The sequence below is a fragment of the Staphylococcus sp. GDX7P312P genome (assembly GCF_008385775.1).
Classification (GTDB): Bacteria; Bacillota; Bacilli; order Staphylococcales; family Staphylococcaceae; genus Staphylococcus; species Staphylococcus haemolyticus.
In genome coordinates, this window is sequence record NZ_VUKI01000020.1 from 66344 (window position 1) to 80393 (window position 14050).

Genomic DNA, 14050 nt, shown 5'->3' on the forward strand with positions numbered 1-14050 from the left:
ATAGTTCATTAGAACATTATACCAATTAAAACAAACTTAATCATTTCAAAACACTTAAAAAATATTTTTCATTTATAAAGTAATTATTAAACACCTTTTTTGTTACTCCACAGTAACGTATGCAACTGTGGTAAAACATAAACTTGGTTCATATCATTACTGGCCATCACTCTATCAACCAATGCTTCATATCGACTCAAAAGTTTCTCTGTATGATTGTCAACATCATCATCTAGGTAGGGATTACCGACTTGTAAGTAAAAAGGAATGTTTGGGTAGCGATGATGTATCATTTTAGCGAATTCGTAATCATCATCATCAAAAATAACAACCTTTAAATTAAGTGTTGATTCAATGCATTGTTCGATTACACTATCTAATATGTCAATGTTAGGTTTCATGTTAGAGCTTGGTGGTTTAGGACTTATAGTTAAATCGTTAATTTGTCTCATCCATGGTTGGAATTTACTTCCTTGAGTCTCTAAAGCAGTGTATATCTGTTTTTCTTCAAATAAATCCACTAAATCTTGTATACCTTTAATTAGTGCTGGGTTACCTCCAGATATCGTAACGTGATCAAAACGTTCACCGCCGATTTTTTTCAGTTGATTATATATTTCTTCAGCTGTCATTAACTGAATGTCTTCTTTAGCACTTCCATCCCAAGTGAAAGCAGAGTCACACCAACTACAACGATAATCACAACCTGCAGTTCTAACAAACATCGTTTTGCGACCTATAACACGTCCTTCACCTTGAATCGTAGGTCCAAAAATTTCGAGTACTGGAATTTTAGCAGCCATTATTTATACTCCTTTGGGCGATATACGACATAACTAGTCGGCGTTTCACGTAGATAAACTTGAACACATTGAGGTTGATTATCACAGTTTTGTAGATGAGTTTGGACCATTTTATATATTGTTTGAGCTACAACTTCAGTTGAAGGACTCTTATCTTTAAATTGAGGTAAATCATTTAATAAGTAGTGATCGAATTGGTCGTGGATTAGTTTTTTCAAATCACTAAAATTGATTAAGAAACCATTATGATCGAGTTTATCCCCTGCAATTGTTAAATTAACAAAGTAAGTATGCCCGTGTGTTCTCATACATTTACCGGCATCTTCACTTGGAATGTAATGCGCGGCTGAAAAATTAAAATCTTTATTAAGTTCAAAACTATAGGGGTGGGCAACTGACGGATAGAGTTGTTGAATCATTTTAATTCGCTCCTTTTGCTTCTAAATAATGTTGTAGACCACGTTGTCTTAATTGACATGCTGGACATTCTCCACAACCATCACCAATAACACCGTTATAGCATGTAAGTGTATTGTGTCGAATATAATCTAGAACACCTAATTCGTCACTAAGTTCCCATGTCTGTGCTTTGTCTAACCACATTAAAGGGGTATGAATAACAAAGTCTTTATCCATAGATAAACTAAGCGTTACATTCATTGATTTAATAAAGCTATCACGACAGTCTGGATAACCTGAAAAGTCCGTTTCACAAACCCCGGTAATAATATGTTTAGCATTGCGTTGATAAGCTAATGCACCAGCAAATGATAAGAATAATAAATTACGTGCTGGTACAAACGTATTTGGAATACCGTCTTCACCAGTTTCAATGTCCATATCGTGTTGTGTTAAGGCGTTTGGAGTTAATTGTGATAATAGTGACATATCTAAAATATGATGTTTTAAATTTTGCTCTTTTGCGATGCGTGTAGCAACTTCAATTTCTGCATCATGTCGTTGACCGTAATTAAATGTTACCAATTCAACATCTTTAAAATGTTTTTTAGCGTAAAATAAACACGTTGTGCTATCTTGCCCCCCGCTAAATACTACAATGGCTTTGTCCTTGTTTAAATTTTGATTTGTCATGAATATTCTCCTTTTTTGAAAAGATTAGATCATACTTTATGCCGTCTCTAACCTAGCCATGAGAACATAAAAAAAGTCTATCTCTATAAAAAAGATAGACTTAGAAACATTTCAACTAGTTATACAAAAGTAATGTTACTTTCAAACTAAATATTTCGATTATTGTCTAGTTTTTTATAGAGGGTTTCAGCTAGGAACCTCTTTTGAGTTTTTAGTACGCTAGTTAGCGTAATATATTCACTTCTTAAAATCAAGCTATATTTTAAAGCAATATAAATAGTAAACCCTTACATTTTCAAAAAAATATTAATTATAATAAAGTTATAGATGAAGTTATTTAACATAGAGTTGGAGCGACATAAATGATTATAGTTATAGATAATAAAGATTCATTTACATATAATTTAATAGATTATTTTAAGACAGAAACTGATAAAGAGATAGTTGTATACGAGGTGGATGACGTTTCCGTTGATCTATTAAGGTCATCTAACGTAGAGGCAATTGTCATTTCGCCAGGTCCAGGTAAACCTAGTGACTATCCAATTTTAACTGAAATTATGAATCTATTTGAGAGTAAAATTCCTATATTAGGTGTCTGTTTAGGTTTCCAATTTATTTATGAATATTATGGAGGTACGATTATTCATGGATTAAAGCCGGTTCACGGTCATACCACAACGTTAACTCATAGAGGAACTGGACTATTTAAAGGACTACCTCAATCGTTTGAAGTAATGAGATATCATTCACTCGTTGCAGATAAAAATCATATTCCTACCATTTTAAATATGACAGCTTATAACGAAGAGGGGATTATAATGGCTTTTGAACATAATAAATATCCTATTTATGGCGTTCAGTATCATCCTGAATCTATTTTAAGTGAATATGGGCATGAACAGATACGACTATTTTTAGAAAAAGTGGGGATAGACTATGAACATCGCATTTAATTATCGATACTATACGACACCTGACCATTTTGAAACAGTAGCATTGAATTTTGACACGTATGCCTCTAAAAAGGTGGCTTACACTTTGAATGACATCGGTGCAGTAGTTCGCTTTGCTCAAGATGAACAATCAAACGGGCGTTACGTAGCGCTATATCTTACATATGAAGCGGCAAAATTTTTTAATCAAGAAATGGCTACGCACGAATTGAATAATAATCAAGTCATAGCTCTTGCATATAGTTTCAATCCTAATATGGCTAAACATCCGTCTAACAATCTTTCGCAAAGCTACAAACCTAAACATCAGTTTCGCTTTTTGGAAAGTGATGCAGAAATGCAAGATAAGATCAAACAAGTTCAAGACGCAATCACTGATGGAGAAACGTATCAAGTGAACTATACAACACGTTTAGTTAGTGATATCCATTACCCTATCTCTGATTTATATTATTATTTAACTCAGACAAATAATGGTGGTTATACTGCATTATTAGATGTAGAAGAGATTAAAGTTGCCTCAATTTCTCCTGAATTATTCTTTCAAAAAGGAGCATTCAATAACCAAGAAAATGTAGTCGTAAGTAAACCGATGAAAGGGACAATGCCACGTAGTATTAATAAAGATGAAGATTTGATGAATTATGACATATTGAAGAACTCTCTTAAAGATCGTGCTGAAAATGTAATGATTGTTGATTTATTGCGTAATGATATTTCTAGAATTTCTAAGCCAGGAACTATACACGTTAATAAGCCATTCTTTATAGAAAGTTATAAGACTGTTTATCAAATGACGAGTATGGTCTCGGGTCGATTAGAAGCCGAAACGAGTTTGACTGATATTTTAAAAGCGCTGTTTCCATGTGGTTCCATTACGGGCGCACCGAAACTTAATACGATGTCATACATTAAAGCGCTTGAGCCTAATCCTAGATATATTTATTGTGGCACAATTGGATTATTATCTCCGGATAATAAAATGATATTTAATATTCCAATTCGAACGCTTGAGTATCGAAATGAGAAAGTTCATTACGGTGTGGGTGCAGGTATTACAATTGATTCTATACCTGAAAAGGAAGTACAAGAGTTTCGAGATAAAACAAAGATATTGGAGATGTTATAAATGAACTTGTTTGAAACGATGCGTCTGGAAAATGGTGAAATTCCAAGACTTCAATATCATATTAATCGAATACAACAATCATGTGGACGTTTGGGTTATGCCTTTTCAAAGGAGAACTGGTTACATCTTGTAAAAGAGATTATAAAAAATCATCAACAGGGCACGTTCCGACTTAAAATAGAAATAGATAAAACTGGCGATATGAATTATGTAATTAAACCTTTATCTCAAAAGTCGCTGTTTACGGCTAAATTTCAGCAAGTTCAAACGCACTATAACGAACGATATATTATTAACAAAACCACAGAACGCCAGCATTTAGCACACAATCATGAAACAGATTTAATATTATTATATGATGAAAAAGGTAAAATTCTGGAATTTGATATTGGTAATATCATGATAGAGGAAGAAGGTACATACTATACGCCGAGTTATGACAACGACTTTTTATTAGGATGCATGCGTCAATCTCTTATAGATGAAGGAAAACTTTCAATCAAAAATTATACTAAAACAGAACTCAGCGAGAAATTAAATAATCAGCAGGTACGTATCTATTTACTAAATAGTTTACGAGAGGTTGCCGATGTGTCTATTTATCTATAAAATAATATTGGAAGTATATGCGTATTTATTGATAAAAACGAACTAACGGAGTGAATTATGGCAATATTATGGGTTGTAATTATTGTGATTTTAAATGTGATAAGTAAATATTTAGCAGATCGATATTTAAATAATAATGCACTCATTAAGGCACGAATTGTGGCAACCGTTACCGTTTTAATTCAATGTGTATTCATTTATTTTTTAATAAAATCAATCATTCCTTATGCGGTTGATTTTCTAAATATATTTTATCATCATTAAATATAATTATTTTGAGGTGGAGTTATGAAGATTTATAGTCAGGGAGATCAAGCAATTGTAATTGCGGTTGAAAAAGATGTATCTAAAAATGTAACAACTGAGTTAATCGCAGTGTGTAATCATTTATTAAAGAAAGATTTACCATTTATAACTGAAATTGTTCCTACTGAATCAGATATGATGATTTGCTATGATGCTCGAGATATGATTAAACATCATAATATTACTTCACCTTTTCAATATATGAAGGCTTCAGTAACATCTATACAAGAAGAAATAAAACAATTAGAAATGAACAAAGATGAGAGCACGACCTATGAAATTCCTATTATTTATGGTGATGAATTTGGTCCCGATTTACAGGACTTGCTAGAGTATTACAAATTAACAAAAGATGAATTTATTCAATTACATTCTGATAAGGCTTACTTTGTCTCTATGATGGGCTATGCTCCTGGCTTTCCATATTTAACTGGAATGAATGAAGCATTGTATGTTAATCATACAAGTAATAAGAAGAAACTTGTTACTGCAGGTTCAGTTATTATTGAAGGAAAAAAATGCGGGATTGTAACAACTGATACATATAATGATTGGTTAGTGATAGGGTACACGCCTATGACGTTGTTTACTCCTGAAAAAGAAGATTTTACACTGCTAAAATTAGGAGATAATGTCACTTTCAAACCAGAAAAACGCAAAGATATTGAATTAGGAGAATTTAAACCATGTCAATCATAATAGAAAAAGCTGGATTGTTTAGTAGCTTTCAAGATTTCGGGCGTCATGGATATGAATATGCAGGTGTTATTCCGTGTGGAGCTTTAGATACACTAGGTCATGAAATAGCAAATCGTCTTGTCGCTAATGACAAGAATGAAGCAACACTTGAAATGACACATATAATGGCTAAAATTCGATTCACTGAACCTACTTTAATTGCATTAACAGGTCAAAATTTTGAAGCTTATACACAAAACATGCGAGTAAAACCTTATAAACTATACCTTTTAGGTAAAGATGATGTGTTATCTTTTAAAGAAACAAATAAAACGTCACGTGTATATCTTGCTATAGGTGGAGGATTTAAATTAGACAATTGGCTAGGTTCGGATTCTACAGATTTAAATGTTCACATTGGTGGCTATCACGGGCGTAAACTTGAAAATGGCGATGAAGTTGAAATGAAAAGAGAATATACTGAACGTCATCATAAGCTGTTTGAAAATCTAAAAGAAAAGCGTACTACTGATTGGGGTATTGATGGTTATGCATTGTCGTTCAACTATATCTCTGACGTGTTTCATGTTATCGCTAATAAAGGTACTGAAGACTTTGATAAGGAAACGCAATCCCATTTTATTAAAGGCGAATATAAAGTAACTAATAAATCGAATCGTGTTGGTATGTTATTAGATGGTGAGAAGATAAAAGCATATTATGATGATATGCCTGCACATCAATCTGTTAAAAGAGGAACGATTCAAGTTAAACGAGATGGTACACCGATTATCTTATTAAACGATCATTATACAATAGGAAGTTACCCTCAAATTGGAACGATTGCGAGTTATCATTTGACTAAACTTGCACAGAAACCACAAGGTTCACGTTTGAAATTCCAATTTATTGATATTGAAACTGCTGAAAAAAATGTTGTGAAATTTAGCAATTGGATGAATCAACTGTTTCACGGCATTGAATTCAGAATGCAATTAGAAATGATGAAATAACTGTTAATAATTAATTGAATGTACGATTTATTTATACGGATTTTTAATAGATTGAGTAGGTCTATAGTCTGATTAAAAATATCATATAAGAAGCTATAATAAATAAATCAGTGCGTCATCATTATACTTGTATATATTTGTGACAAACTATTGAGATGTCGATATATAAAGATGTTTTTTCTTGATAAATGAGTAAAAATACTATATATTTATATATTGAACTACGGGCAATATTACAATAATATTACAAAGTTCATAATTTGTTAATACTTTATTAATAATTAAATAGAATAGCATCCAACATTGTATACATAAGGCATTACTAACGTATAGTTCGTCATTGGGATAAAAATGTAAGAGTGAATTATCGTTTGTATTTAATGTATGTGTATGACATATTCTTAATAAATTAAAATAGCGAAATTTAAAAATTAGTAAGTAATTGCATAACGGTCATATTTGAGTAAGTGTTTAAGTCTTCGGTTAAGTCTTTAACATTTCTTCAAAGTTGAATAACTATAAACGGAGGAAACATACATGAGTTTACACAAAAAGAAAATAAGTCTTTTTGCGTTTTTCTTACTGACTGTTTTTACAGTGACATTGAAGACGTATTTTTCATATTATGTTGATTTTTCTTTGGGTGTTAAAGGACTAGTTCAAAACTTAATACTATTGATGAATCCATATAGTTTAATCGCGCTTATTTTAAGTGTGTTCTTATTCTTTAAAGGAAAAAAAGCATATTGGTTCATCTTTATTGGAGGATTTTTACTATCATTCTTGCTATATGCAAATGTAGTTTATTTTAGATTCTTCTCGGACTTTTTAACATTTAGTACACTTAACCAAGCGGGGAATGTTGAGTCTATGGGTGGTGCTGTTGGGGCATCATTTAAATGGTATGACTTTGTTTACTTTATAGATACTATTATTTATCTATTCATCCTTATTTTTAGAGGAAGTTGGTTAGATAAGCGTGTCTTCAGTAAAAAGTTTGTACCGGTTGTAATGGCTGCTTCAGTAGCATTATTCTTCTTGAATTTAGCTTTTGCTGAAACAGATCGTCCTGAGTTATTAACACGTACGTTTGATCATAAATATTTAGTGAAGTATTTAGGTCCATATAACTTTACAGTTTATGATGGCGTTAAAACGATCCAGAATAACCAACAAAAAGCATTGGCTTCTGAAGATGACCTAACTAAAGTATTGAATTACACGAAACAAAAAAATACAACGCCAAATTCAGAGTATTTTGGTGTTGCTAAGAAGAAAAATATTATTAAAATACATCTAGAAAGTTTCCAAACATTTTTAATCAATAAAAAGGTTAATGGTAAAGAAGTAACACCGTTCTTAAATAAATTATCTACAGGTAACGAAGATTTTAGATACTATCCAAACTTCTTCCATCAAACTGGTCAAGGTAAAACATCAGACGCTGAGTTCACAATGGATAACAGCCTTTATGGTTTACCACAAGGTTCTGCATATTCATTAAAAGGTGATAATACTTACCAATCATTACCTGCTATTTTAGATCAAAAGCAAGGTTATACTTCTGATGTTATGCACGGTGACTACAAAACATTCTGGAACCGTGACCAAGTTTATAAACATTTTGGTATTGATAAGTTCTACGATGCAACATATTATGATATGTCTGACGATAATATTGTTAACTTAGGTTTAAAAGATAAACCGTTCTTTAAAGAGTCAGCAGAATATCAATCTAAAATGAAAGGTCCATTCTATTCACACTTAATTACATTAACAAACCACTATCCATTCACATTGAGTGAGGAAGATGCAGATATTGATAAACCTAATACAGGTGATTCAACTGTTGATGGTTACATTCAAACAGCGCATTATTTAGACCAAGCACTTGAAGAGTACGTAACAGATCTTAAGAAGAAAGGTTTATACGACGATTCAGTTATTATGATTTATGGTGACCATTATGGTATTTCAGAGAACCATAATAATGCGATGGAAAAATTATTAGGTGAAAAGATTACGCCAGCGAAATTTATGGACTTAAACCGTACAGGTTTCTGGCTAAAAATTCCTGGTAAAGAAGGTACAGTAGATAAGACTTATGCTGGTCAAATGGATGTTATGCCTACTATATTACATTTAGTAGGAATTGACTCTAAAAACTTCTTAATGTTTGGTACTGACATGTTATCTAAAGATCATAATGATGTAATTCCATTCCGTAATGGTGATTTCATTACGAAAGATTACAAATATGTAAACGGTAAAGCTTATTCTAATAAAACTAATGAACTATTAGAAACGGAACCTAAAGATTTAGATAAGAATAAGAAACAGGTTGAGAAAGATTTAGAAATGAGTGACAATGTCTTAAATGGTGACTTGTTCAGATTCTATAAAAATCCTGATTTCAAAAAAATTGACCCATCTAAATATGAATACAAAACTGGTCCTAAAGGGAACCAAAAATAATCAAGTAAAGTCTATAATATAAAATTTCTAGACTAATGAAAAAAGACAATTTCTATTGAAATAAATAGAAATTGTCTTTTTTAATATGATTTTGATTATGTGCAACATGTTGAGTTGCAATATATAGTTGATGCTATAGATACATGTCTTAAATGATGTTGTCATTTAAATAATTGCTGATTAATAGTTAATTTAAATATCTGTGATAATTGCAAGTTTTATCCAAGCGCTACATCTAAAATCATCATAATTGTAAAGCCTAACATTAGACTTAGTGTTGCTAAATCCGTGTTGTTACCAGATTGTGAGTCAGGTATAAGTTCTTCAACAACAACAAATATCATAGCGCCAGCTGCAAAAGCTAATGCATAAGGTAAAACAGGTGTAATAACTAAAATCAATGCAGCGCCAATAGTAGCAAAGATAGGTTCTACAATCGCAGAAGCTTGCCCGTAATTAAACGCTTTCCAACGAGATGCGCCTGCCGCTCTAATAGGCATAGATAATGCTGCACCTTCCGGAATGTTTTGTATTCCTATACCAATTGCTAACCCTAAAGCACCTAGAAATGTAGCTTGACTATTTCCAGTTGCTATACCACCAAAAGCAACACCAATCGATAGTCCTTCTGGAATATTATGTAACGTAATAGCTAGTACTAATAGTGTATTCTTACTTAAAGAAGTCTTAACACCTTCGCGGTACTGACTCTTATCGCCAATTCTTTGATGTAAATGAGGAATAACTGAATCGAGGACACGTATGAAGATACCACCAAATAAAAAGCCAATTGCAGCAGGTAACCAAGCAGGTAAACTACCATCTTTACCATATTCAATAGAGGGTTGTAATAAAGACCAAAAGCTGGCAGCTATCATAATGCCCGCAGCAAATCCTTGCATAGATGTTAGAATTCGTTCATTTACGGATTTAAATATAAATACAGAAGCAGCACCTAATGCTGTGAGTAGCCAAGTAATAATACCTGCTACAAGCGCCTGTAAATAAGGCGATAAATTTTCGAAAAAGTCAATCATAACTCTTGTCTCCTTGTATCATTTAAGCCTAAAAAGGTGTATAATATATAGAACTGATTTAAGCTTATCAAAAATATTTAAAAAATTCGATATTTCGATTTTGAAAAGGAAGTAGATGCATGGAAGCGTATAAAATAGAGCACTTAAAAAAATCATATGCGGATAAAATCATTTTCGATGATTTAAACCTATCTATTTCTGAACATGAGAGAATAGGATTGGTTGGAATAAATGGTACTGGTAAAAGTACTCTACTTAAAGTTATCGGAAATATAGATGATGATTATACAGCTGATATTACGCATCCTAATCAATATCGTATACGGTATTCTTCTCAAAAGCAGGATCTAGATGGAGATATGACTGTTTTTCAAGCTGTACTTAGCTCAGACACAACGACTCTTCAAATTATAAAAGCTTACGAAGAAGCAGTTAATGCTTATACACAACAACAAGATGACGCGCATTTTCAAAAGATGATGGAAGCACAAGAGGCTATGGACCAAAATAGTGCATGGGATTATAATGCAGAAATTAAAACCATATTATCTAAACTAGGTATTAATGACACGACCAAAAAGGTGAACGAACTGTCAGGTGGTCAGCAAAAACGCGTAGTGCTTGCTAAAACGCTTATTGAACAACCTGATCTATTATTATTAGACGAACCTACAAACCACCTAGACTTTGAATCTATAACATGGCTAATCAATTATGTGAAGCAGTATCCTCATACCGTATTGTTTGTAACCCATGATCGTTACTTTTTAAATGAAATTGCGAGTAGAATCATTGAATTAGATAGAGGTAAATTAAAATCTTATCCAGGTAATTATGAAGATTACATAGCAATGCGAGCAGAAAATGAAATTATTGAACAAAAACAACAAGAAAAGCAAAAGGCTTTATATAAACAAGAATTAGCTTGGATGAGAGCTGGCGCTAAGGCAAGAACGACAAAGCAACAAGCGCGTATCAATCGTTTTAATGATTTAGAATCGGAAGTACAAGCTCAACACGTTCAAGATAAAGGGCAACTGAATCTAGCGTATTCAAGATTAGGCAAACAAGTGTATGAGTTAGAACAACTTTCAAAACAAATTAACGGCAGAACATTATTTGAAGATATTACTGAAATTATTCAAAGTGGGCAACGTATTGGTATTGTTGGGCCAAATGGAGCTGGAAAGACCACGTTATTAAATATTTTAAGCGGAGAAGACAACAATTATACAGGCACACTTAAAATTGGCCAAACTGTAAAAGTAGCATACTTTAAACAAACAGAAGAAACGTTAGATAGAGATATACGTATGATTGATTACCTACGAGAAGAGAGTGAAGTGGCTAAAGAGAAGGATGGAACTTCAATTTCTGTAACTCAATTACTAGAACGTTTCTTGTTCCCAAGCTCAACACATGGTAAGAAGATATACAAATTATCAGGCGGAGAGCAAAAACGCTTATATTTATTAAGATTACTCGTGCATCAACCTAATGTACTGTTGCTAGATGAACCGACAAATGACTTAGATACAGAAACATTAACTATTTTAGAAGACTATATTAGTAGTTTTGGTGGTTCAGTTATAACTGTTAGTCACGATCGCTATTTTTTAAATAAAGTCGCTCAAGAGTACTGGTATATTCATGACGGAAAGATGGAACGTATTGTAGGGGCCTTTGAAGATTATGAGTCTTATAAGAAAGAGCAGGATAAATTAGCTTCTCTAGAGAAACAAGCACAACAACCAAAACAAAAAACAACGGTGCGAAAAAAATCAGGGTTGTCTTATAAAGAAAAACGAGAATATGAAACTTTGATGGAACGTATTGAACAAACTGAAACACGCTTAGAAGAAATAGATGAAGAGATGATTGAGGCCAGTGCTGATTATGCCAAAATCAAAGAATTAAATGAAGAGAAAGAACATTTAGAGCTAACATATGAAACTGACATCACGAGATGGAGTGAATTAGAAGAACTAAAAGAGCAATAAGGGGAATGTAAAGTATGGAAGCAACATTATCGCATTATTTTGGGTATGACAATTTCAGACCTGGTCAAAAAGAAATCATAACTAAAATAATGGATCATCATAATGTTTTAGGTGTATTACCTACAGGTGGTGGTAAATCAATTTGCTACCAAGTGCCTGGATTAATGTTAGGTGGAACTACAATTGTAATTAGTCCACTAATATCTTTAATGAAAGACCAAGTTGATCAACTTAAAGCAATGGGGATTAAAGCAGCATTCTTAAATAGTAGTTTAACTAAGAAGCAACAAAAAGAAATCGAAGATGATTTAATGAAAGGTCATATTCAGTTTTTATATGTTGCGCCAGAACGTTTCGATAATCAATATTTTTTAAGTTTATTAAGTCGAATTGATATTCATCTTATCGCATTTGATGAGGCACATTGTATTTCTAAGTGGGGGCATGACTTTAGACCTAGCTATCAAAGTGTAATTAAGAAAGTATTCACATTACCACAAAACTTTACAATCGTTGCACTAACAGCAACAGCTACTGCAGAAGTACAACAAGATATTATGGAAAAGTTAAACATCGATAGACGAGATGAAGTAAAAACAAGTACGAAACGTCGGAATCTTATTTTTAAAGTGAATCCTACCTATCAACGTCAGAAATTTGTTGTAGATTATGTGCAGAAACATAAAGAACAAGCAGGAATTATCTATTGCTCTACACGTAAACAAGTTGAGGAGTTACAAGAAGCATTAGATGTTATCAATGTTTCTTCGGCAATTTATCATGCTGGTTTAACAAATAAAGAACGTGAGACTGCTCAAAACGAATTTGTATATGATAAAGTGAAGGTTGTTATAGCGACAAATGCTTTTGGTATGGGGATAGATAAATCAAATGTTAGATACGTTATACACTATAATATGCCAGGTGATTTAGAATCATATTATCAAGAGGCAGGACGTGCAGGTCGTGATGGATTAGAAAGTGAATGCATTCTTTTATTTAGTGAACGTGATAAAGGATTGCATGAATATTTTATTACAGTTTCACAGGCTGATGAAGATTATAAAGATAAAATGGGTGAGAAACTCACTAAAATGATTCAATACACGAAAACGAAAAAATGCCTTGAAGCGACTGTAGTACATTATTTTGAACCTAACGAAAAATTAGAAGAGTGCGGGCAATGTAGTAGCTGCATTCAACAAAATAAAACATATGATATGACGCAAGAAGCTAAAATGATCATTAGTTGTATCGCACGCATGCGTCAAAAAGAAAGCTATAGCGTAATCATTCAAGTCTTGCGTGGAGAAACAAGTGATTATATTAAATATAATGATTATGATAAGTTGACGACACATGGTTTGATGAAAGATTATACCACTTCAGAATTAAGTCATTTAATTGATGAATTGCGCTTCAAAGGGTTTTTAAACGAAAATGATGAAATCTTAATATGTGATGAAAGTGTTAAAAAGTTACTTAACAATAAAGAGAAAGTATTTACGACACCATTTAAACAAAAATCCAAAGAAAAAGTCTATATCAATACAGTTGAAGGTGTAGATCGAGCATTATACAGTGAATTAGTTGAAGTTCGACGAAAATTAAGTGAGAAACTGGATATTGCACCGGTTAGTATTTTTTCGGATTACACATTAGAAGAGTTTGCTAAACGCAAGCCAGAATCGAAACAAGAAATGATATCAATAGATGGTGTTGGTAGCTATAAATTGAAACATTATTGTCCGAAATTCTTAGAAATTATACATTCATATAAAGCGAGTATATAAAGTGAAAGGTAAGGTTGTTACTATTTCTGTAGCGAACCTTACCTTTATTTTATTGCCACATTTTTTAATTTTAAATGTAATTTCTATATTTCGATTAATTTAATATGAATTCATAATTAAACATGTTTAAATAGGGAATAAGAATGCAAACTATTTGAA

At 32.3% G+C, this 14050-nt stretch carries 13 protein-coding genes and 1 riboswitch; of the genes, 9 read left to right on the top strand and 4 right to left on the bottom strand.

All coding sequences use genetic code 11. The annotated features are described in order from the left end of the window. Positions 1–86: 86 nt before the first annotated feature. From queE to queC, 3 genes are read right to left on the bottom strand one after another with little or no spacing between them, the layout of a single operon-like run. Positions 87–803 carry a 7-carboxy-7-deazaguanine synthase QueE gene (queE, locus tag F1592_RS05885; RefSeq protein ID WP_149809653.1) on the bottom strand — a complete coding sequence of 239 codons (717 nt, stop codon included), beginning with the start codon at positions 801–803 and terminating at the stop codon, positions 87–89. Then, complete coding sequence (gene queD, locus F1592_RS05890) at positions 803–1222, bottom strand: 6-carboxytetrahydropterin synthase QueD (RefSeq protein ID WP_053017232.1); 420 nt, start codon at positions 1220–1222, stop codon at positions 803–805. The genes queE and queD overlap by 1 nt, the downstream gene beginning before the upstream one ends. A 1-nt stretch (position 1223) precedes the next feature. Beyond that, positions 1224–1895, bottom strand: coding sequence for a 7-cyano-7-deazaguanine synthase QueC (queC, locus tag F1592_RS05895; protein WP_011276447.1), 672 nt, complete (start codon positions 1893–1895; stop codon positions 1224–1226). Positions 1896–2055: 160 nt separating this feature from the next. Next, positions 2056–2102, bottom strand: a riboswitch (PreQ1 riboswitch). Positions 2103–2257: 155 nt separating this feature from the next. On the opposite strand from queC, the gene F1592_RS05900 reads away from it, so the two are divergent. From F1592_RS05900 to ltaS, 7 genes are all read left to right on the top strand, one after another. Then, positions 2258–2851, top strand: a complete 594-nt coding sequence (locus tag F1592_RS05900; RefSeq protein WP_053017234.1) for an anthranilate synthase component II — start codon at positions 2258–2260, stop codon at positions 2849–2851. Further along, positions 2835–3980 carry a chorismate-binding protein gene (locus tag F1592_RS05905; RefSeq protein WP_037536421.1) on the top strand — a complete coding sequence of 382 codons (1146 nt, stop codon included), beginning with the start codon at positions 2835–2837 and terminating at the stop codon, positions 3978–3980. The genes F1592_RS05900 and F1592_RS05905 overlap by 17 nt, the downstream gene beginning before the upstream one ends. Then, on the top strand, positions 3981–4589 hold the full coding sequence (locus F1592_RS05910) for an aminotransferase class IV (protein ID WP_037536419.1): 609 nt from the start codon (positions 3981–3983) through the stop codon (positions 4587–4589). It begins immediately after the preceding gene. 57 nt (positions 4590–4646) lie between these two features. After that, on the top strand, positions 4647–4853 hold the full coding sequence (locus tag F1592_RS05915; RefSeq protein WP_037536417.1) for a hypothetical protein: 207 nt from the start codon (positions 4647–4649) through the stop codon (positions 4851–4853). Positions 4854–4877: 24 nt separating this feature from the next. Then, positions 4878–5594 carry a 5-oxoprolinase subunit B family protein gene (locus F1592_RS05920; RefSeq protein ID WP_053017235.1) on the top strand — a complete coding sequence of 239 codons (717 nt, stop codon included), beginning with the start codon at positions 4878–4880 and terminating at the stop codon, positions 5592–5594. Beyond that, positions 5582–6586 carry a 5-oxoprolinase subunit C family protein gene (locus F1592_RS05925; protein ID WP_053017236.1) on the top strand — a complete coding sequence of 335 codons (1005 nt, stop codon included), beginning with the start codon at positions 5582–5584 and terminating at the stop codon, positions 6584–6586. Before F1592_RS05920 ends, F1592_RS05925 begins: the two co-directional genes overlap by 13 nt. 537 nt (positions 6587–7123) lie before the next feature. Continuing rightward, entirely contained in the window at positions 7124–9061 is a 1938-nt protein-coding gene (gene ltaS / locus F1592_RS05930; RefSeq protein WP_053017237.1) for a polyglycerol-phosphate lipoteichoic acid synthase LtaS, read from the top strand. A gap of 218 nt (positions 9062–9279) precedes the next feature. Here ltaS and F1592_RS05935 read toward each other — a convergent pair whose 3' ends face one another. After that, on the bottom strand, positions 9280–10098 hold the full coding sequence (locus F1592_RS05935) for a ZIP family metal transporter (protein WP_053017726.1): 819 nt from the start codon (positions 10096–10098) through the stop codon (positions 9280–9282). A gap of 119 nt (positions 10099–10217) precedes the next feature. Between F1592_RS05935 and F1592_RS05940 the strand changes: the two genes are divergently transcribed. Then, the gene (locus tag F1592_RS05940; RefSeq protein WP_149809652.1) at positions 10218–12098 is read left to right on the top strand and encodes an ABC-F family ATP-binding cassette domain-containing protein; all 1881 of its coding nucleotides are present in this window, start codon (positions 10218–10220) and stop codon (positions 12096–12098) included. A gap of 14 nt (positions 12099–12112) precedes the next feature. Continuing rightward, positions 12113–13891 carry a DNA helicase RecQ gene (gene recQ / locus F1592_RS05945; RefSeq protein WP_053017728.1) on the top strand — a complete coding sequence of 593 codons (1779 nt, stop codon included), beginning with the start codon at positions 12113–12115 and terminating at the stop codon, positions 13889–13891. Positions 13892–14050: the final 159 nt, after the last annotated feature.